This window comes from Lysinibacillus sp. JNUCC-52 (assembly GCF_015999545.1).
Lineage (GTDB): Bacteria > Bacillota > Bacilli > Bacillales_A > Planococcaceae > Lysinibacillus.
This window is the reverse complement of record NZ_CP065546.1, coordinates 2,069,347-2,090,007: the sequence shown is the minus strand read 5'-3', so window position 1 is coordinate 2,090,007 and position 20,661 is coordinate 2,069,347. Positions and strand designations below refer to the sequence as shown.

The 20,661-nt window shown below is 36.7% G+C and carries 14 protein-coding genes; 7 read left to right on the top strand and 7 right to left on the bottom strand.

The genetic code is table 11. From position 1 onward, the window contains the following. Window positions 1–41: 41 nt before the first annotated feature. Complete coding sequence (locus JNUCC52_RS10550) at window positions 42–1,937, bottom strand: S-layer homology domain-containing protein (RefSeq protein WP_173479705.1); 1,896 nt, start codon at window positions 1,935–1,937, stop codon at window positions 42–44. Between the two features lie 234 nt (window positions 1,938–2,171). Here JNUCC52_RS10550 and JNUCC52_RS10545 point away from each other — a divergent pair, with 234 nt between their 5' ends. The 5 genes from JNUCC52_RS10545 to JNUCC52_RS10525 all read left to right on the top strand — a co-directional run bounded on the left by JNUCC52_RS10545 (window position 2,172) and on the right by JNUCC52_RS10525 (window position 9,402). After that, on the top strand, window positions 2,172–4,436 hold the full coding sequence (locus JNUCC52_RS10545; protein WP_173479704.1) for an S-layer homology domain-containing protein: 2,265 nt from the start codon (window positions 2,172–2,174) through the stop codon (window positions 4,434–4,436). Between the two features lie 184 nt (window positions 4,437–4,620). Further along, window positions 4,621–5,766, top strand: coding sequence for a polysaccharide pyruvyl transferase family protein (locus JNUCC52_RS10540; RefSeq protein WP_173479703.1), 1,146 nt, complete (start codon window positions 4,621–4,623; stop codon window positions 5,764–5,766). Beyond that, window positions 5,763–6,863: a glycosyltransferase gene (locus JNUCC52_RS10535; protein WP_173479702.1), complete on the top strand. Its 1,101-nt coding sequence runs from the start codon at window positions 5,763–5,765 to the stop codon at window positions 6,861–6,863. The genes JNUCC52_RS10540 and JNUCC52_RS10535 overlap by 4 nt, the downstream gene beginning before the upstream one ends. Further along, window positions 6,860–8,392, top strand: a complete 1,533-nt coding sequence (gene murJ / locus JNUCC52_RS10530; protein WP_337982057.1) for a murein biosynthesis integral membrane protein MurJ — start codon at window positions 6,860–6,862, stop codon at window positions 8,390–8,392. The genes JNUCC52_RS10535 and murJ overlap by 4 nt, the downstream gene beginning before the upstream one ends. A gap of 404 nt (window positions 8,393–8,796) precedes the next feature. Further along, on the top strand, window positions 8,797–9,402 hold the full coding sequence (locus JNUCC52_RS10525; protein WP_337982056.1) for a TetR/AcrR family transcriptional regulator: 606 nt from the start codon (window positions 8,797–8,799) through the stop codon (window positions 9,400–9,402). 280 nt (window positions 9,403–9,682) lie between these two features. Here JNUCC52_RS10525 and JNUCC52_RS10520 read toward each other — a convergent pair whose 3' ends face one another. Both JNUCC52_RS10520 and brnQ read right to left on the bottom strand, forming a co-directional pair. Further along, a complete protein-coding gene (locus tag JNUCC52_RS10520; RefSeq protein WP_173479699.1) occupies window positions 9,683–11,074 on the bottom strand; it encodes a S41 family peptidase in 1,392 nt (463 codons plus the stop codon). Window positions 11,075–11,184: 110 nt separating this feature from the next. After that, window positions 11,185–12,507: a branched-chain amino acid transport system II carrier protein gene (gene brnQ, locus JNUCC52_RS10515; RefSeq protein ID WP_337982055.1), complete on the bottom strand. Its 1,323-nt coding sequence runs from the start codon at window positions 12,505–12,507 to the stop codon at window positions 11,185–11,187. Between the two features lie 250 nt (window positions 12,508–12,757). Here brnQ and JNUCC52_RS10510 point away from each other — a divergent pair, with 250 nt between their 5' ends. Further along, the gene (locus tag JNUCC52_RS10510; RefSeq protein ID WP_173479697.1) at window positions 12,758–13,687 is read left to right on the top strand and encodes a C40 family peptidase; all 930 of its coding nucleotides are present in this window, start codon (window positions 12,758–12,760) and stop codon (window positions 13,685–13,687) included. Window positions 13,688–13,938: 251 nt separating this feature from the next. On the opposite strand, the gene JNUCC52_RS10505 is transcribed toward JNUCC52_RS10510, so the two are convergent. Both JNUCC52_RS10505 and secA2 read right to left on the bottom strand, forming a co-directional pair. Beyond that, window positions 13,939–14,838 (bottom strand): accessory Sec system S-layer assembly protein, encoded by a 900-nt coding sequence (locus JNUCC52_RS10505; RefSeq protein WP_337982054.1) that lies wholly within the window; start codon window positions 14,836–14,838, stop codon window positions 13,939–13,941. Next, entirely contained in the window at window positions 14,838–17,201 is a 2,364-nt protein-coding gene (gene secA2, locus JNUCC52_RS10500) for an accessory Sec system translocase SecA2 (protein WP_337982053.1), read from the bottom strand. Before secA2 ends, JNUCC52_RS10505 begins: the two co-directional genes overlap by 1 nt. 225 nt (window positions 17,202–17,426) lie before the next feature. Here secA2 and JNUCC52_RS10495 point away from each other — a divergent pair, with 225 nt between their 5' ends. Continuing rightward, window positions 17,427–18,470: a glycosyltransferase family 4 protein gene (locus JNUCC52_RS10495; RefSeq protein WP_173479694.1), complete on the top strand. Its 1,044-nt coding sequence runs from the start codon at window positions 17,427–17,429 to the stop codon at window positions 18,468–18,470. A gap of 271 nt (window positions 18,471–18,741) precedes the next feature. On the opposite strand, the gene JNUCC52_RS10490 is transcribed toward JNUCC52_RS10495, so the two are convergent. Both JNUCC52_RS10490 and JNUCC52_RS10485 read right to left on the bottom strand, forming a co-directional pair. Beyond that, on the bottom strand, window positions 18,742–19,800 hold the full coding sequence (locus JNUCC52_RS10490; protein WP_337982052.1) for an LCP family protein: 1,059 nt from the start codon (window positions 19,798–19,800) through the stop codon (window positions 18,742–18,744). 145 nt (window positions 19,801–19,945) lie between these two features. Continuing rightward, window positions 19,946–20,581: a YigZ family protein gene (locus JNUCC52_RS10485; protein ID WP_337982051.1), complete on the bottom strand. Its 636-nt coding sequence runs from the start codon at window positions 20,579–20,581 to the stop codon at window positions 19,946–19,948. Window positions 20,582–20,661 lie beyond the last annotated feature (80 nt).

The window sequence follows — 20,661 nt, the reverse complement described above, 5'->3', positions numbered from 1 at the left end:
AAAAGCTCCATCCAATAGCATTATTGGATGGAGCTTTTGTTTTATTTCACTGTATCTATAAACTGAATATAGTCTTTACTAATGTAAGCTGAACCAGTGTGGAGCTTATCAGATAGTACTTCATACCAGCCGTTAAGGTTTGTGTTGATAACAATAACAGGCATCCCACTTCTAGCATATGTGAAGAGCGGGCTATTGCTAGTAGAAGTGTCTACACGTACATTTAAACCAGTCGTTGTTGTTAAGCCAATTTTATAAGGATTATTTGCATCCTTAAAGCCTAACGCTTTTTCAGCACGATAGTAGTGTCCAGCAATTTTAGCTCCCCAGTACGGGTCAGAAGCATATTTTACGTTAAAACCAAGTGCTTTTGAACCGACTACTGCCCCGTTTGCATAGTTTTTCCCAGGAGCACCACCTGGTGTAATATAGTTTGGTTGTAGGAACTTATCAACCAGTTCATTAATATTTGCAGCTACACTGTCAAATTTCTTATTAAGGGGATTCGTGTCATAAACATATAAACCAAATAGGTTGTTTAAGTTTTGTGCATGATCACTCATACCATAAGCACTTTCATGCTGAGCAAGTGCCAAAATTAACATGGCGTTAATATGCGAGTTTGCCTCAACCTCTTTTAATGTTTGGCCTAACCCGATAAGCTTACTTTTCGTAGTGGCATCTTTATAAAGTGTAATACCTGTACTTTCCATTTCCGCAAGCTTGTTCATAATGTAAGCATCGATTTCTTCTGCTGTGTATTGTGTTGTTGCACGAGCAGGTAAAAATTGATAATAGTTATAAGCGTCACCTTTAGAAGAGCCATTACCATTTGTGAAGTAAATACCATTCCAGCTATAGTATTTTTCACCTTGCTTCATGAAGGCAGGTGCTTTTCCGTAAACATAGCTTGAAGAATATTTATTTGTTGCGTAATCGTATAGTGTGTGTTTAATTTCACCATTTTCGTTTGAATAGTAAGAACGTCCCTTACTTAGTGAAAAAGGAATTAGCGTTACATCGGCCTGTTTTAAATAGCCTACTTGACCAGCTAATCGCACTTTTACTTGTGCTGCATCACTGCTGATATATTCCATTTCTGTATTACCAGCAACAGCGATTTGATCTTTAATCGTTTCTGAATAAAGTGCAACATATTTATTAGTTACAACATAGCCAGAGGTCATTTTTACAATTTTATCTTTTTGAACGATAACTTGCGTATTTTTTGTTAAGGCTTTTTCCGCAGCATCAAAGCTTGTGAAGCCTTGATTGCCAACTAGTGTACCATTTGAAATTTCTTTAATCGCATAAGTAGAGAAGTCAGCAGCAGCATCACCTGCAAGTAACATTAAACGTTGAATAAACGTTGCAGCTTGTCCAATTGTTGCATTTTTTTCTGGCATGAAGTAGCCATCAGAACCGATAATGATTCCTAAATGTGCACCGATTGCTACGGCATTGCGATAGTCTTTAATAATGGATGCATTATCCTTAAACGTAATGGATGAAGTACCCTTAGGAATCTTTAAATAATCAATAGCTCTCTCCAGCATAATTGCCATATGCTGTCTTGAAATGGCTGCATCAGGTTTAAATGAACCGTCTGTGTATCCAGTAATAATTCCAGCTGTAGCAGCCAATTGAATGTCCTTTGCATACACATATGTATCTGGAACATCTGTAAATGCCATACCGTTATTTGCTTCAAGATTCATTACCTTCGCTAAATAAGAAGCAAATTCACCACGCGTGACATTGTCATTTGGACGATAACTGCCATTAGCATCCGTTACTAAAGCGTTCTTCGAAATTAAGTAGCGCAGACCATTTTCATGAGCATGCCCTGAAAGTTCATCAGCAGATGCCATTTGGGGTTGCCAAAAGAGCAAGCTAACCACTGCCATAAGCAATGCAATGATTGATAGTTTTTTCATATTTTTCCCTCCTAAACTTTAACATCATTTTACCAAAGTTAGAGAGTCGAGATAAGGTCAAATGTATGGATTCTTGTAAAATGCGTCAATATAAATAGTTTTTTTACCAATTATATGTAACTGGAAAATAGCTTAAATGTTCCATAGCTATTTTGGCATATTTTTGATAATCTTATAGAAGTAAAACAAAGAAGGGAAGGTGAGGGCTCTACATTACTTGAGGAGCGCGAAAAAATGAAAAAAATAGCAAAAATTTTACTGATTTTAGTTGTAATGATGTCGATCGTTGTTAGTCCGCTAAATGCCTATGCATTTCAAACAGTAAAGAAGGATTACCCGCTTTCAAAAGGTGTACAGTATAAACAATATACATACAGTAATACCTATACAAACTCTATTAATCATTTATCGATTAATGTTGGAGATCCGACGACAGAAGTACAATTAGGGATGCCCGCAGCAGTCAATGGAAAAGAATCGACAGTAGCAAATGCGAATCGTCTTTCTCGTGAGGGAAATCGAGTAGTTGGTGCTATTAATGCAAGTTTTTATAATATGTCAGAAGGTTACCCATTATTTTTACTAGCTAAAAATAATGTTATTTTGAACGGTGGAACAGTTTCAAGCGGTTCCGACCAATATATGAATGTTCCGACGGCTTTTGGAATGACATCTGATGGTCGCGGTGTTATTGATTATTTTGATTTTGACGTGACACTATCCCATAACGGAACGAATTACGAGATGTCAGGCTTAAATCGTACACGTAATATATATGAAGCTATTATTTACACACCACAGTTTTATAGCAAAACAACAGATACTAATGAATACGGCTTTGAAATAGTGGTAGACACTGGTTCACCGATTACAGAAAATACATTTGGACAAACGTTAACTGGTAAAGTAACACAAATTAAGCCTTATGGATCGAAAGAAAAATTAACGATTCCATCTACTGGCTTTGTTGTATCTTTACAGGGCGGTGAATGGCACAATAAGTTAAGCCAAGTAGCTGTTGGCGATGAAATGAGTGTTAATTTTTCAATTGATCAGCTTTGGCAAAATGCACAATTTATATTGGCGAGCGGTCCTTACTTAGTAAAGGATGGTAAACCTTATATTATGATGAGCACTTCAAGCTCACGTGCAAAAGAAGTTGCACCACGTACAGTAGTAGCTACAAGTAATAATGGACAAACAGTGCACTTTATTACAGTAGACGGGCGTCAAACCCATAGTAAGGGCATGAATATGGTGCAACTTGCGAATTATTTAGTAGCACTTGGTGTCGACAGAGCCATTAACTTAGATGGCGGTGGCTCAACAACAATGGGTATTCGAAACTACGGCAGTAATAATGTGGTCTTAGCGAATTTGCCATCCAATTCAGGTAATACGCAACGTCTTGTATCTGCCACACTACAAGCAGTAAGTACAGCGCCAACTGGCAAGGCAACACATATCAAATTTACGAATAGTACAAACTACGCAACACTTTTAGTAGGTGCTTCATCAAGTGTAGCTGTTCAATATGTTTTAGATGATAACTATACGACACTACCTCTAGATGGTCATTTATCGTTAGCATCTCAAAACCAAACGTTACAGATTAATGGCTTGAACTATACAGCAACACAAGCTGGGGATGACCGAATCTATATCGGCTATGACGGCGCTGCTGTGCAATCATATCAAGTTAAAGTAGTAGATGCCCCTACAACAATGGCTGTTGCACCAAGCTCTAAAACGGTAGGTGCAGGCGAATCTGTTAACTTTACGATTGATGCAAAAGATGACGCAGGTAAGCCTATTGTTTATAATCCTTCTCAAGTGAAATGGTCTGTAGAAGGTAACATCGGTACAATTACAAGCACTGGTAAGTTTACAGCGCAAAATCCAGGGGCGACTGGTAAGGTAATCGCTACTTTAGGAACGAAAAATGTAGCTGCTACAGTTTCTGTAGCGAAACCAGCGTTGTTTAAGGACATTCCGAATAATTATGTCTACTATAAAGAGATTGAATATTTAACGACGCACAATATCATTACAGGTCAGGCTGATGGTACATTTAGACCGAATGACAAGCTAACTCGTGCACATGCAGCAGTCATTATTAGCCGTGCATTAAATTTAGATACAAAAAATGTGAAAAATCCAAGCTTCAAAGATATTCAGGCAAATCACATTTACTATAAAGAAATTGCAGCTGTTGTAGAAGCAGGGATTATGAGTGGTCGTGAAAATAATACTTTTGACCCGAATGCAACATTGACACGAGCGCAGATGGCGAAAATTGTGGCAATTGCCTATAATTTAAAAGGAACAAGTAGTATTGCATTTAAGGATGTTCCAAAAGATCATTGGGCTTACACATATGTACAACAACTAGCAGCAAACAACATTACGACTGGCTATGACGGTAACATTTATAAACCGAACGAAGCGATCAGTCGAGCACATTTTGGTCTGTTCCTTTACAGAACGATTAATAAATAATCGCTTAAAAATGAAGTAGTACTTTTTTGCTGTTTTAAGCTATGAATTGTAGCCATAAGACGGTAGAAATAGAGGGAATCTCGTAGATATTCGAGGTTCCCTTTTTTTTTACTATTTTTAAAAAGAACGAATAAGTGCAATTGTGGTATAATCTCTGTATTAAAAAGTAAAAGGATGTTTTTTAATGAAAATAGGCATTGTGGGGAATTACGGCAATGATAATAATGGTGATGAATCAATATTATACGGCATTCTTCAACAAGTAAAACAAACATTTTCGGTAACGAGTGACGACATTACCGTTTTTAGCAATAACACAAAACAAACATCCGAGCGTTATGGGGTACATAGCTATCCGTTGTATCATAAAAAGGGCAATCTATATAAAACGTTTATCCATACGTATAAAAATAACAAACAATATGTATCGAACTTTGACCTCCTCATCATTGGTGGTGGTGGTATTTTAATGGATTTTTATAAACGTGAAGCCCATCTTTATGGAACATACGCAATGATGGCAAAACAAAATAATATTCCCTACATTATTTACGGATGTGGCGCAGGACCACTAGATACATTTTCAGGTAAAATTAGTATCCGATTCATGTGCCGTTATGCAGCAAATATCTCTGTGCGTGATCCGCAGTCTAAAAAGTTATTACAAAGTATCGGGGTCAAAAAACCGATAGAAGTGATTGGTGATCCTGCGTTTACATTAAAAGGCGATCGCAAAGATTATGCTGAAAAGCCAAGAAAAATTGGTGTATCTGCCGTTCCGTATTATAATGCAAACTATTGGCCAGAAGGTAATGTAGCAAAATATGATGCATATGTAACAGGTATGGCGAAAAACTTAGATAAAGTCATTTCGGAGCAAAATGCTCACATCACATTTTTTGCAACGAAATTTCCTCAAGATGTAACCGTGACACAAGATATTCAGAAGAAAATGCAGCATCGTGCACAGACAGAAATAATTGAGGGCAATCTTGTGCCTGAGCGTTTACTAGAAGTTACGGGCGAACAAGATATAATAATTGGTACGCGTTTACATTCGCTTATTTTGGCGACCAATTCAGAGACTCCCATTATTGCTGTATCCTATCATACAAAAGTGCAAGATTTTATGTCCTTTGTTGGTGCATCAGATCGTTGCTTACAGATGCAGGATATAGAAGATGATGAGAATGCTCTTTCTAAATTAGTTGGTAAACTAAGTAGCAATTGGGAACAGTCAATTGCAGAGACGAAACAAATTGCTACACATATTCATAAAGAGGCCATGTATGGTCAGGAATTAATGAAAAAGGCAGTGACACGTCTATGAAAAAAATACTCGTCATTAGTAATATGTATCCAACATCTGATCATTTATCATTCGGTATTTTTGTAAAAAATCAAGTTACAGCTCTTGAAAAAGCTGGACTAGACGTTGAAATAGCAGTGAATACAAACCCAGCTACAGGCAAGAAAAACACCATTGTAAAATATGCTAAATGGGGATTTTCTACATTATTGAAGGGGTTAAAAAATCGAAAATCAATCGATATTACACATGCGCACTATGTGTTTCCTTCAGGGATGTTATCGCTACTTTTAAAGAAAATGTTTGGTATACCGTACATTGTTACTGCTCATGGTGGAGACATTGAACGTATGGCAAAGAAAAGTGCGAGAATTCGCAACTGGACAGCGAGTATTTTACGTGAAAGTGAGCATGTCATTGCAGTAGGTCCTGTGTTAGCACAACAAATTGAGCAAGACTTTGATATAGCTCCCGACAAAATCTCAGTAGTTAGCATGGGCGTGAATCGTGAAGTATTTTCACAAGGTAGACAAGCAGAAGCACGACAACAATTGCAATTAGCCAAAGAGCCTTTTGTTTTTCTATTCGTAGGAAATGTTATTAAACAAAAGGGTGTTGAAGAGCTACTGCAAGCATTCCAAATGTTAAAGACGAAAGTGGAGCGTCCTATAGAGCTAGTTATTGTAGGCTCTAGAAGAGATGAGGGATTTTTCCAATCTTTGCAACCATTCTTCAGTGAAGACGTCAAATTTATAGACCCACTAAAACAACAGGAACTTGTAAAGTGGTTCCAGGCAAGCGATGTCTTCGTATTACCATCACATTTAGAAGGATTCGGACTTGTAGCATTAGAGGCATTAGCGACAGACACACCTGTCATCGCTTCTAAAGTTGGTGGCCTCGTATCACTACTTGGTGAAGGTGCAGGGCATTTAGTGGAGCCTGAAGACGCAATCGCTTTATCTGAGGAGATGCTGCGTGCCGTGAACACGCCGAAAGAACAATATATGAATCGTGAAGCGGTCGAAGAAGTATTAGACGTTCACGATGAAAAAAATATAACTGCAAGATGTATTGCCATTTATAAGTCGGCCATTAAAGGTGGGGATGACTTATGAATAAATTTATAAAAGTTGTAGGAGCCGTAGCGATTATTAATATCGTTGCCCGTGTCTTCGGCTTCTTACGTGAAATGATTATCGGTTACCAATATGGTAGTACACATATTGCAGATAGCATCTTCACTGCTTATACCATTCCGAATTTTTTATATTTAGTAGTAGGTGGGGCTTTTACAACGGCCGTTATCTCGATTTATAATCGGGAAACGACAGACCGAGCATTATTTGTAAAACAGTCCTTTACGATTGTATTGTTAACAGTTTCCATTATGACTGTCATCTTATTAGCTTTTACAAACCCAATTATGGACATATTTAACCAAGATAAAAATACGGAAGATTATACCCAAAGTGATTTAGACTTATTGAAACATCTTTACTTTTGGATGATGCCGTCATCTATATTACTTGTGTTATCTTCTTGGTATAGCGGCTTACTGAATGTGAATGAAAAATTTCACTTATCAAGCTTTGCCATTTTAATTTACAATGCCATTTTCTTAGTAATTGCTGTTGGCTTATCTCTCTGGATCGGCCCAATTGGGTACGGTATTAGTGCTTTAGCCAGTGCGGTTATTATGGTTTATTTCTTAATAGTTGGTTATCGTAAATTAGATTCCCATAAAGTTGGGTTTTCTTTTGAACACAATATGTCCTCAAAGCAACTTTGGATAATGGTTTTACCAATTATGCTTGGAGGAGCGACAATTCAACTTTATGCCTTATTACAGCGTGTATTTGCTGGAATGCTTTCAGAAGGGGCAGTTGCAGCTGTGAACTATTCTTCTAAGCTAATGCAATTCCCGCAAGCGATTTTAATTACAGCTGTGACAACGGTCATTTATCCAATTCTGAGCCAAAAAGAAGCTAACAATGATCTTGCTTCTATTAAGAGCCTGTATTCAAAAGGTTTACATTATCTATTGTTGCTACTTATACCAGTAACAATATATTCTTACTTCTACTCAGAAAACCTTATACAAGTTATATTCCAATATGGTAAATTCGATGCTGATTCGACTGCCATTACAGCACCTGTCTTAGCAATATTCGTATTATCCATGTATTTCTTAGCTGCGAATACGTACATTACACGCTTTTACTATGCAAAAGGCGACTCGATGGCACCTGTTATTTTTAGCTTAATTAATGTCTTTGGTGTCAATATTGCGGTTATTATGCTGATGGTGGATAATTACGGTGCTGAAGCAATTGCTTGGGGTACATTAATTAGTTCTATTACAAACTTTATTATGCTAGTCGCTTATGCAATACCGAAGTATGACTTGAAAATGGGCATCTTCAGCAAAGAGTTACATTTTTTCAGAGCGATGCCGCCAATGATTATCATTACGATTGTCATGTATTTCTCAAGCCATTATTTAGTGTTTGAATACAAGTGGTTAACATTCATTGTAGGTCTAGCTATTTTTATCGCTGTCTTTGTTGGATCATACTTAGTATTTGGCATTAATGAAGTAAAAGAATATTATGATAAGCTGAAAAAGAAGCTGTTAAAACAATAAAAATGAGTGACTGTATAAACAGTCAGCTAAAAAATCAACGTTTTCTTCTTTGTTAAAAATATGCTTATTTTAGACAGATTATCTTTATCAAAGCATGTCGGGAGTACTTCCGACATGCTTTTTATATTGTATCTAAAGCTAGTGAAAGGGCATTTGTAAAGGGTTGTGATGAAGAGTGGGGTAGTCTCTTTTTTTGATGGTAGTAGTTTGTAAGAGGCAAGAAAAGTATCATGTATCATATTATTGTTAAAAATGCATAGTGTAATTTTTTGAATTGTATTATAATTAACATTATTCAGGCAGTGAAAAGGTAAATGGTGGGTTTAAATATGGTATTAAATATTTTTAATACCATATTTAAACAAAACAAAACGAATATTTATTAATAGAGTAAGGTGACTAGTATGGCAAGAGGTAGGAAGATTAATTCGAATGGAGAAAGAAGTAAACAATTATTACTTGAAAAAGCTGTGGAGCTTTTCTCTGAAAGGGGATATTATGCTACAAAAATAAGCGATATAGTGAAAGCGGCAGATGTAACTCAGCCTACATTTTATTTATATTTTAAAAGTAAAGAATCGCTCTATAATGATTTGAATATAAAATTCCAACAAGGATTTAATGAAATCATGTCCAATCAAAATGAAGAAGTGGAAAAAGGGATAGAGGGCTTTATTCAAATGTTGGAGCAAAAGCTATATTTGTTGTTCCTTTATATAATTGAGAATCCGAAACTAACGAAAATTGGCTTTTTTGAATCTAAACAATCATCATGCGTTAAAACACAATTAACACAGCAATTTATTGAACTAGTTTATCGTCATGATTGTGATCGTCTATTTCAATTACAAAATATAGATATAAAAATAGTAGCAGATAGTTTAGTTGGCTCATTTGAACGTTTAATATTAACAAATTTACTAGAACAAAAAAGCAAGCCGTGTGAACTTGCACGCAATTTAGTGCATGTATTTTTTCTCCTAAGAGAAACGCATAAGTCGGGAATGTAGATGTAGCTTATTAGAAGTATAAAACCCATCTCCACATAGCTTGGAGAGAGCGTTAAGACTACGGCACACAAGAACATTGGGGACGAAGGAAAGGATTCCTAAGGCATACGCTACGCCTGTGGAAGTACCAATAGAGAGGGTCTCAATACGTCGACAGCAAGTGTTAGATTGATTATAGACAATCTAACACTTTTTTGTAGTGGTTTTTATGGATTAGAAAAGCGTTTGATTTCGCATTGGCGCGACTATCAAACGCTTTCTATTATGGAAAAATCTATTTTTAATTAGTTACTGCTATATGGAGATAAATCCCCTTTTGTAGTTTGTCACCTGAAGATTTTTGAATAGTTGGATGCACAAGCAGCATGTATTCTTGCCCTTCAACAAGTGGTTCAGCAGGTTTAATAATTAAGGAATTATCTTTTTCCACCTTTGTTGTAAATGGAACTTCATCTCCACCTAAAGCAACTAGCTGTACGCTTCCTTCAGGAATTGGTGTAGAGAATGCCTGTGAAAACTTCACAGTAAACGTTTTAGTAGTAGGTACATTTTTTAGGCTAGTTAGTTCTTGATAATCTTTGTATTGTGCCTTAATAGCATCATAATGTGCTTGGAAAATTGGAGCAGTCTTCGTTTGTATATTAGGCTTCACACCTACTTCATTAATTGTATGACCTGCAGGACCAGTAAATTTACCGACAGTAAGCTTTAAATAACTACCGTCATGCAATTCATAGAAGCCTTGCATAGCCCCTTTACCGTAAGTAGTTTCACCATATAGAATGGCAGATTGTTGATCTTGTAACGAAGCTGAGAGCATTTCAGATGCACTTGCACTATATCGATTTACTAAAATACGAGTATCTGCTGGAAATTTAACGTTTTGTTGCTTAGCACGTACTTCGTAAGAGGCATGTGCTTCTTGCAATAAATAAGCTATTTTTGCTTTAGGAAATAAACCAGTAAGCTCTTCTGCTGTTGTAACATAGCCACCGCCATTATTTTGTAAATCCAAAATAAAAGAAGTAGCGCCACGCTGTTTAAGCTGAATCAGTGCCTCTTTTACTAGTTGCGCACCATCTTCAGAGAAAGAAGACATTGCTATGTAACCAACATTACCAAATAATAAAGCAGATTCTACGTTTGGCAGTGTGAATTTTTTACGTGTAATTGTTTTTGTGGATGTAGACCCGTTCTCGTGTAATAGCTTAACCTGTACTTGTGTACCTTCATTACCGATTAGTAGGGAAGAGGCTTCTTCTATGGAGTTACCTACTATGGATTGACCGTTAATGGAAATGATGATATCTCCAGCCTCGACACCTGCATCAGATGCTCCACCTTCGTCGATTACTTGTAAAATGTGTATTCCATCATCATGTTCCTCAATAACAACACCAATACCAATTGTGGATAGATTGATGCTATTCATAAATTCTTCAAATTCTTGTTTAGTAAAATATGTTGAATAAGGGTCTAACATATTAATAATGTCAGAAATGGTTGTTGCCTTTTGTAGATCTCCATTAATTTTCCCAACATAGTTTTCTGTTATAATTTCTTTTATTTCTTCAACTAGTTGCTGGTCATTATTATTTGCAGCAGAAGCGTTTGATAATGGAAAAATGACAAAGCTCAATACGAACAAGAAAGACCATAATACTTTTTTCATAAGACACCTCTTTTCAGAATTATTTACATATATTATACATGAATTTCCATATTGACGTCGAATAAAAACAGACACGTCTATCGTAGAACGTGTCTGCTAGCATTACCTATTTAGTTTTTCTTGAAAAGCTTATGAATAATGAAGCCGATAAGCGCACCGATCATTGCAGGGACAAGCCAACCAAGACTTTGCTCGTACAGTGGTAATGCTTTTAAAATATTTTCATAGGAAGTAATTTTAATTTCCATTTGTTTTAAGCCGTCATAAACACTAACAAAGAATGTTGGAATTAACGCTAAAATGTAAACAATTCGTCCACCATTAAAGAAATGATCAGCAAGCGATAACACCATTAAAACCATTGCCAGTGGATAAATAATTAGTAGTACGGGTAGTGATGTATTAATAATTGTTGATAATCCAACATTTGTAATGGCTACACTTAATAATGTAAATACGATTAAGAACGTTTTATATGAAATTTTTGGGAAAAGCTTATTAAAGAACTGTGCATTGGCTGTCAATAAGCCGACAGCAGTAGAAATACAAGCTAATAAAATAGTAAGAGATAAAATAATACTTCCGAAGCTGCCGAAAAGGTATTCTGCAGATTTTGCGATGATGACGCCACCATTATCAGATGTACCTATTGCTCCTATACTTGTATTGCCGATATAGCCAAGTGAAATATATACGAAGGCTAAACCAATGGCAGCCACAATGCCTGCAAAAATTGTTGTTTTAACTTGCTTTTTAGTATCTTTCATTCCCATATCACTTAAAGCTTGTAAAATGACAATACCAAAAACAAGTGCACTGAGAACATCCATCGTTAAATAGCCTTGAACAAAGCCCTCGGAAAATGGCGAAACATTGTATTTCCCAACAGCCATTCCTGCTTCACCCATTGGTGTAATAAAGCTTTTAACAGCTAATAGTAAAATAACTATTAAGAGTGCAGGGGTTAAAATCTTGCCTACACGATCTACTAGTTTAGAAGGATTGAAGGCTAAATAAAGTATAAACGCAAAAAATACGATCGATGTAATAAATAGAGGAGCCCAATGTGCTTGTGCTGCCTCTGAAAGAAATGGTGCAATGCCGATTTCGTAAGACACAGAGCCAGTACGCGGAACGGCGAAAAATGGCCCGATTGCTAAATAGACAATTGAAGTGAAAATGATTCCGAAAACAGGGTGAACACGACTTGAAAGTAGCTGTAAGTCGCCACCTGCTTTTGCAACAGCGACAATAGCAAGTAATGGTAAACCTACACCCGTTATTAAAAATCCAATCATAGCAATTGTAATATGTTCACCGGCTTGTTGGCCTAGTAACGGTGGAAAGATAATGTTGCCCGCCCCTAGGAACAAGGCAAAAAGTAGTAAGCCTACAGCTAAATTCTCTTTGATGAAAATCAAGATGTTTCTCATAAATACTAAAACTCCTTTATAATTGAAAAAATAAAACTTTCTAAAAATTTTAAATACAGACATGTATGTTATCATAGGACTATAAAACTTGCAATTATTATACTAATAGTAGATAGTCGGATTCTGTAGTATTCTATAGGATTCATAAATTGTTTGAAAAATAGTCAGTTTTTCCGATTTTTGTTTAGACATATCTTTAGTATGATAGACACACAAGGAAATATTCTACCATGAACGGAGGCTATTTGATATGCTAAAATCACAAAAATGGAGAATTCTCGCTTTAAGCACTATTGCTACTTCATTTTTTGCAATACAAACTGCAGAAGCTGCAACATATACAGTACAAAAAGGCGATACGTTATCCAAAATCGCCCAAACCCACCAAGTGACAATTCAAGACATAAAAAAATGGAACAATTTATCAAAGGATACGATTTATGTAGCCCAAAAACTAGAGATTACAAAGCAGGCGACAGCTGAAACGGTAAAACCGTCAAAACCTACAACGGAAACAGTTAAACCGTCAAAGCCAACAACAACTACACCTTCTAAGCCATCGACTGCCGTTCATACAGTTATTAAAGGCGATACGCTCTCGAAAATTGCAAAGCAATACAATGTGACATTAAAAGAGCTTAAAGATTGGAATGGAATAGAGAACGACACGATTTATATTGGACAAGTGTTAAAAATTTCTCCAGTAGCCGTAATACCCGAGGGTGATACAATACATAACAATGTGACTTCAGATACGGGGGCACCATCAAAAGTAACAAATCAAGATCCGACAGCGAATGGACAGGCTATATACAAAAAAACGGTGGAACTGGCTAATAAACTAATTGGAACGCCATATCTTTATGGCGGAAACACACCAGAAGGTCTTGATTGCAGTGGATTTATTTTTTACGCTTTCAATCAAGGCGGTTTGAAAATTGGACGAGATAGCAGCGAAGGCTATTTCAATAACAGTACAACGCAAGTGAAAAATCCTGTACCAGGAGACTTAGTATTTTTTGAAAATACGTATAAAGAAGGTATTTCTCATATGGGTATTTACCTCGGTAACAATAAATTTATCCACGCAGGTACGGATGGTGTAGAACTTTCTGATGTTACGTACTCTTACTGGTCAACTAGATTAGTAGCTTATAAACGATTCGATACAGTGAAATAAGGAAAGGGCGATATTTGCATTGTGCAAATATCGCCTTTTTATGTGCTAGAAGGACGTGCGGATTGCCAGTAAAGTACGGTAATCGCCAGAAGGACAGTGCTTATCGCCGATAACTCGGACGAACCGCCGATAGAAGTCAATGAAACGCTGTAAACTGGAGTGAAGCGCTGTTCAACTTCCGCGAGAAAGTGAGCACCATATTTTCACTAAAAAAATCCTTCTTTCCGAAAAAAGAAGGATTTTTGCTGTTTTTATTGAGTAACGCGTGCTGTCCAGCGAGAAAGATCAGCTTGTTGTGCATCAACAAGTTCAGCTGGGAAAATGAATGTCCAAGGTTTTGTTGAGTTCGGTTGGACAGTTAAGATTGGATCCATTGTAAAGGAACCTTTTGCAATTTGTTTACCTGTTGCATCGATGATTTCTAATGGTAATTGCTCTAAATTAATCGCTTTGTTGTGACCATTACGGATAAAGATGGATACATTTAGGTTCCCATTATCAGCAAGCTTTGCTTGTAGACCAGTGAAGTTAACTTCCGTTTCACCTAACTTTGGTAATGTACTCACGATTTTTGCAAGCTCTTCCTTTTGTGCAGCTGGTAACTGTTTCTCCCATGTAGGGTCTAACTCTAATTGGTGACCACGTAATGAGACAAGGTTAAAGGCAATTTTCCAGCCGTCTTCTGGTACTTCGTCAACTTTAATAGTTGATTTTTCAAATTCAAATACCCATGGACGTGCACTTTCAGCTGGAATTGTGCCAAGCGCTTTAAAATCGAATTTTTTAGAAGCTATTAGCTCATCATTTTTATCCATAATGAATAATTCAATTTCACCTAGTTCAATTGCTTCTGCTAATGATGAACGGAAGAAGGCGCGTACAAGCCATTTGCCCGTGCGTGGCTCCTCTTCAATACTAATAGATGATAGTGATAATTGATTTGGTTTTAATGGCTCTAGGTCATTTGCTAGGAAGTTAAAAATGTATTTTTGTTCCTGAGGTACATCCCATTCAGGATGGAATGAAAGTTTCGTTACAACGTCACGATTGTCACCTTTATTTGCTGAAACTTTTCCTAGTAAATCTTTAGAATCAATTGTGTTTTCTTGAACGATTTTGTCTGATTTCTTAAAAAATGAAAATAAACCCATTATTGTACCTCCTGTTGTCCTTCAATCATTTTCATGAAGCCTGTAATTTCAATAATAATAGAACGGCGTAATTCCTGGAAGTTCTTTCCGAATAATTCAAGTCCTTCGCGTTGATAAATACGCATTGGATCTTCTTGTTGATAATGACGTAAGCCAATACCTTCTTTTAAGTGAGCCATTGCTTCTAAATGCTTCACCCAGCCACTATCTAAATAACTCAACATAACTTGTGGAATAACAGCCATTACTTGCTCATTTTCTGCAAATTTTTGCATATGATCAAGGAGTTCTTGCTCAGAAGGCTGGACATCAGCTAAAATTTGCTTCACTTTACCTACTTCACGATCGATCGTGACTGGAGTAATGAATAACGAATTAAGTGAATTTTCCATTTGGTCATAAGCCCATTCTACAGAAGGGAGCTCTTCAGGCGCAGCATCTCGCACTGCAAAATCGACCGTTTCGCTCAGCATTTTTTTCAACTCACCCATTAAATCCTCGCCAGCTAAAATCTTGTCACGTAAACCATAAATAACAGTACGTTGATCATTGATAACATCGTCTAATTTTAAATTGTACTCACGCATGCCGTATTGTGAGCCTTCAACAATGCGCTGTGTACGATTAATTAGCTCTTGTACATCTTTGTTTTGAATGACCTCATTTTCATCCACAACCATTTTTGCAGAGAATTTTTCAACTTCTTCTTTTGCATAGCGGCGGAACATATCATCTTCAATAGAGAGAATGAAGCGACTTTCACCTACGTCACCTTGACGACCAGAGCGACCGCGCAGCTGATTATCAACGCGTCGGCTTTCATGCTTTTCGGTACCGATAACATACAGTCCACCAAGTTCATGGACATCGTCGCCTAGCACGATATCTGTACCACGACCAGCCATATTTGTAGCAACGGTAATACGTCCTTTTTGACCTGCTTGAGAAATAAGCTCAACTTCTTGTTCAACCGTTTTTGCATTTAACAATTGGAATTTCAGGCCCTCTTTTTTCAAATGATCTGCAACCATTTCGGATTGTAGAATAGATGTTGTTCCAATTAACACTGGTTGTCCTTTAGCATGTCGTTGTTTCGCTTCAGCAGCTACAAATTTATATTTGGCAGCTTGCGTTTTGAAAATCATATCAGGTTGATCAACACGTTGACGTGGACGGTTTGTTGGAATTTGAATTACTTCCATGCCATACACTTCACGAATTTCTTTTTCCTGTGTTTTCGCTGTACCTGTCATCCCAGAAAGCTTCGGATACATACGGAAATAGTTTTGAATTGTAATTTGTGCCTGTGCTTTATTTTCTTCTGTAATTGTTACGCCTTCTTTTGCTTCGATAGCTTGGTGTAAGCCATCAGAAAGAGAACGACCTTCTAAAATACGACCTGTGAACATGTCTACAAGCTCGATTTTATCTTCTTTAACGATATAATCAACGTCACGCTGGAACATGACATGGGCACGAACAGCTTGGATCACATAGTGATAAAGTGTTTGATGTTCTAAATCATATAAATTATCAACATTGAAAGCAGCCTCTACTTTTTCAATGCCTTTATCTGTTAAAGAAGTAGCTTTTGTTTCATCATCAAAATCATAGTCTTCTTCAGCTTTAAAGCGTTTAGCTAACATTGCTGCAATGCGGTGTAGCTCATCATTTGCAGGCATTTTACCAGCAATAATTAGTGGCGTTTTTGCTTCGTCAATAAGCACACTATCGACTTCATCGATAATGGCGAAATGATAAGCACTTTGCACTTTATCCGCTAAGCTATGTGCCATATTGTCACGTAAATAGTCGAAACCAAATTCTGTACCTACACCGTACGTGATATCTGCGTTATACGCTTCTTTTTTCTCAGTAGGTTCCATCATTGGAATATTTAATCCAACTGTTAAACCTAGGAAGCGGTGAATTTGTCCAACAAGCTCAAAGTCACGTTTAGCTAAGTAGTCATTGACTGTGATGACATGAACACCTTTACCTTCTAATGCGCGTACATAAGAGGGCAGTGAAGCGACAAGCGTTTTCCCTTCACCTGTAGGCATTTCTGCAATATTGCCTTCTGTTAATACAAGTCCACCAATCAGCTGTACATCAAAATGGCGCATTCCTAAAACACGCTTTGAGGCTTCGCGTACAACTGCAAATGCGTCTGGGATAATTGATGTAATTGGTTCGCCTTGTTCTAAGCGATCCTTGAAAATAAAAGTCATTTCTCTTAATTCAGCATCTGACTTATTGACATAGTTTTCTTCTAGATTATTAATTTGCTCTACTATTTTATAGTAGCGTTTTAATTGACGAGCACTTGTTTGCTCGTTGTTGCGTTTAAAAATTGAGAACATGAATTTACGCTCCTTTAAAGTTGTCTAAATGCTAGACACCTCATTATTCTATCAAATTTTACGAATGATGACTACATTTGACATTAAGTAATACAAGTAGAATAATAGAGAAAAATGTAAATTGTGAAATGGTGGAAAATGAATAGAAAAAGTATATTTCAGAGCTTGTTCATGCTATAATCAAATTGGATTCAAATGTAGATTAATTTTTTGAGGGGGAGAGACATGCTTTACGTGTCTTTAATAGCAGCATTCGTTGCTTCCATTTTGTTAACTCCACTAGTTAAACGTTTAGCGTTTAGAATTGGTGCCGTTGACGCGCCAAACTATCGAAAAGTACATGCACGCATAATGCCAAGGCTTGGTGGTCTGGCAATTTTCCTTGCGTTTTTAATAGGGGTGGCGTTTTTACAGCCACAAGGTGAAAATAGTTTAGCGATTATTATCGGAGCTTGTATTATTGTAGCAACTGGTGTCATTGATGATATGCGCGAAATTTCCGCAAAGGCAAAAATGCTTGGGCAAGTAGTAGCGGCCCTTATCGTTATTTTTGTTGGCGGAATTCAAATTGACTTTATTAACTTGCCATTTGGTGGCCAATTAGATTTCGGTTTCTTAAGTATTCCATTTACTATACTATGGATTGTTGGTATTACGAATGCGATTAACTTAATTGATGGCTTAGATGGTTTAGCTGCAGGTGTTTCTTCTATTGCACTAATCACATTATCAGGTATGGCATTTATAATGGGCGATATGTTCGTATTAGCCTTTGCAGCAATTTTAGCTGCAGCGACAATTGGTTTCTTATTTTATAACTTCCATCCAGCAAAAATCTTCATGGGAGATACTGGAGCACTATTTTTAGGATTTATGATTTCAGTATTAGCATTATTAGGATATAAAAACTTTACGATCATTTCGTTAATTATCCCAGTTATTATGCTAGGTGTACCGATTTCTGATACATTCTTTGCAATTGTTCGTCGCTTACGTATGAAGAAAAAATGGTCGGATCCAGATAAATCGCATTTACATCATCGATTATTGGATATGGGCTTTACACATCGTCAAACTGTACTGATTATTTATGGCATTGCGATGATGTTCGGCTTAGCTGCTATTATCTTCTCAATGGCTAAATTATGGGGAGCAATATTGCTTATTACAGTTATTTTAATCGCCATTGAAATTTTTGTTGAAATCATAGGACTCGCTGGCAAAAATTATAAACCGCTCTTAAATTTCATGCGGATTTTTAATAAATAACATTCGAACCAACTATACTGGACTATAGTTGCTCAGACAGAAGACAAACTCAAAGGCATTTGAGTTTGTCTTCTGTCTTTTTTGTACTATCGCGGAAAAACCTTGTTGCTTCGCGGAAATATAGGTCTAAAGCGCGGGAATAATCCCATGTAACGCGGAAAAAAGATGCCGTATCGCGGAAAAAGGGTCTTGAAGCGCGGAATAACAAAGCGGAAGCGAAAAACAACCAGTCACAGGTTAAATACCCGCAACTGGCTGTTTCTCAAAAACTCTATTGTGCTGACTCGTTAGTCGAACTGTCTTCGCCAGCTGCATTATCTTTATCTGTATTATTATTTGTTAACGTTGAAGATGAAGATTTTAAAGCTAAATGATTTTTAAGAATTTGTGATACGTCATCAACTGATTGCTGATCTAGTTGATAATAGTAAACACCTGTAGACATATCATCGTTACCTTCTAAAGTTAACGAATCGATGCGTGGTTTACCTTGTTTTAAATATGACAGGAATGATTTCATTTCACTAAATGTCATATTTGTTTTCATATTATCACCAATTGCTTTAATGACATCATCATACTTTGTAATAGAACCGACTGAAGCTACTTTATTTGTAATAGCTGTTAAAATTTCTTGTTGGCGAATACCACGTTGAATATCATTATCTTGTTTACGAGTACGGGCAAGTGCAAGTGCTTGACTACCACTTAAATGCTGTAAACCTGGTTTTAAATTAATTGTATTACGATCAAATTCATCTTTTTCGTGTAATGCATATGGCACTTCTGCTTCGATGCCGCCTAATGCGTCGACAACATCAATAAATGCATTAAAGTTCATGCGCACGTAGTAGTCAATTGGTATATCTAGAAGTCCTTCAACTGTTTCAATTGTTGCTAGTGTACCGCCTAAAGCATGTGCATGGGTAATTTTATCTTTATAACCTACTGAAGGAATATAAACGTAAGAATCACGAGGGATACTTAACATTTTAATCGTTTTTGTGTTGTTGTTTAAAGTCGCTAAAATCAGAGCGTCTGAGCGTGAGTGATCAGAACCTTGTCCACGATTTTCGCTATCATCAACACCTACAAATAAAATCGAAACATTATCATGAACTGGTTCTACTTTTTCTTCTCTTAGTGTAGAAACATCGCGACCTTCTAATTCTTCATGTGCTGAGTTTGCAGCGTGCTCGGCTTGCTTTGTAATATATACTCCGTAGGCCGTAACGCAAATTAGGAAACTAGCAACAAGTAGTAATGCTACTTTTATAATGAAAGACGCTTTAGAAGACCTCTTTTTCCTTTTTACATTTGTTCTTTTCATATCTGGTATATTCTCCTCTTGATTTTGGGAATAATTACGCGATTGAACTAAATTTTATTCATAATAGCACAGAGGCGTAACTGAGTAAGTTAGCTCAATATTAAAATTATACTATGGACCTTCAGCATTAGACAATTAAAACTATTTATTTCACAATAAATTCGATAAATTGCGCACTCTCGAATGAGACAGAAGCTTGTCCATTTGTAAGTTCTGTAATCCAATTGGTAAACTGATTTTCTTCCTCTTTCAACACGGAAACAATGATTTCGACACCTTCTAAGTAGCGAATTTCCTCTAATGAGTATGCGGAGTTGCGAATCTCATTTTCTACTTTTCCAAGCCAAGTGTAGTCGATGACAATTTTCATTAGGTGGTGTAGCTTGCGTTCGACAACTTGTGCAGCGAGTAATCCTTCTGTTGTTGCTTTACCGTAAGCACGAATAAGACCGCCGCCGCCCAATTTTATGCCACCAAAGTAGCGTGTGACGACAACGACCGTATCTTTTAAGCCTTGTTTTTTTAAAACCTCTAACATAGGGACGCCTGCCGTGCCACTAGGTTCCCCATCATCATTTGCCTTTTGGATATAATCATGCTCCCCAATTATATAAGCAGAGCAATTATGTGTCGCATTATGATGCATTTTTTTTATGCGCTCAATAAACAACATTGCATCCTCTTCGCTTTCAGCGCGTTCTATATAAGTGAGAAAGCGAGATTTAGATATTATGATTTCACTTTCTCCATAGCCTTTTACAGTTAAATAGTTATCTCTCATATGTGTCATTCTCCTTTAAAGTAGGGTTGTATGCTATAAATTTCATAAAGAAAAAGCATTAATTTTTATCATTGTGATGC

Bases quoted from the DNA above. Each gene is read 5' to 3' on its own strand.
- JNUCC52_RS10495 (WP_173479694.1), top strand. From the start codon at position 17,427: ATGCTTTACGTGTCTTTAATAGCAGCATTCGTTGCTTCCATTTTGTTA.
- JNUCC52_RS10550 (WP_173479705.1), bottom strand. From the start codon at position 1,937: ATGAAAAAACTATCAATCATTGCATTGCTTATGGCAGTGGTTAGCTTG.
- JNUCC52_RS10540 (WP_173479703.1), top strand. From the start codon at position 4,621: ATGAAAATAGGCATTGTGGGGAATTACGGCAATGATAATAATGGTGAT.
- JNUCC52_RS10520 (WP_173479699.1), bottom strand. From the start codon at position 11,074: ATGAAAAAAGTATTATGGTCTTTCTTGTTCGTATTGAGCTTTGTCATT.
- secA2 (WP_337982053.1), bottom strand. From the start codon at position 17,201: ATGTTCTCAATTTTTAAACGCAACAACGAGCAAACAAGTGCTCGTCAA.
- JNUCC52_RS10535 (WP_173479702.1), top strand. From the start codon at position 5,763: ATGAAAAAAATACTCGTCATTAGTAATATGTATCCAACATCTGATCAT.
- JNUCC52_RS10510 (WP_173479697.1), top strand. From the start codon at position 12,758: ATGCTAAAATCACAAAAATGGAGAATTCTCGCTTTAAGCACTATTGCT.
- JNUCC52_RS10525 (WP_337982056.1), top strand. From the start codon at position 8,797: ATGGCAAGAGGTAGGAAGATTAATTCGAATGGAGAAAGAAGTAAACAA.
- JNUCC52_RS10545 (WP_173479704.1), top strand. From the start codon at position 2,172: ATGAAAAAAATAGCAAAAATTTTACTGATTTTAGTTGTAATGATGTCG.
- JNUCC52_RS10505 (WP_337982054.1), bottom strand. From the start codon at position 14,838: ATGGGTTTATTTTCATTTTTTAAGAAATCAGACAAAATCGTTCAAGAA.
- brnQ (WP_337982055.1), bottom strand. From the start codon at position 12,507: ATGAGAAACATCTTGATTTTCATCAAAGAGAATTTAGCTGTAGGCTTA.
- JNUCC52_RS10485 (WP_337982051.1), bottom strand. From the start codon at position 20,581: ATGAGAGATAACTATTTAACTGTAAAAGGCTATGGAGAAAGTGAAATC.
- murJ (WP_337982057.1), top strand. From the start codon at position 6,860: ATGAATAAATTTATAAAAGTTGTAGGAGCCGTAGCGATTATTAATATC.
- JNUCC52_RS10490 (WP_337982052.1), bottom strand. From the start codon at position 19,800: ATGAAAAGAACAAATGTAAAAAGGAAAAAGAGGTCTTCTAAAGCGTCT.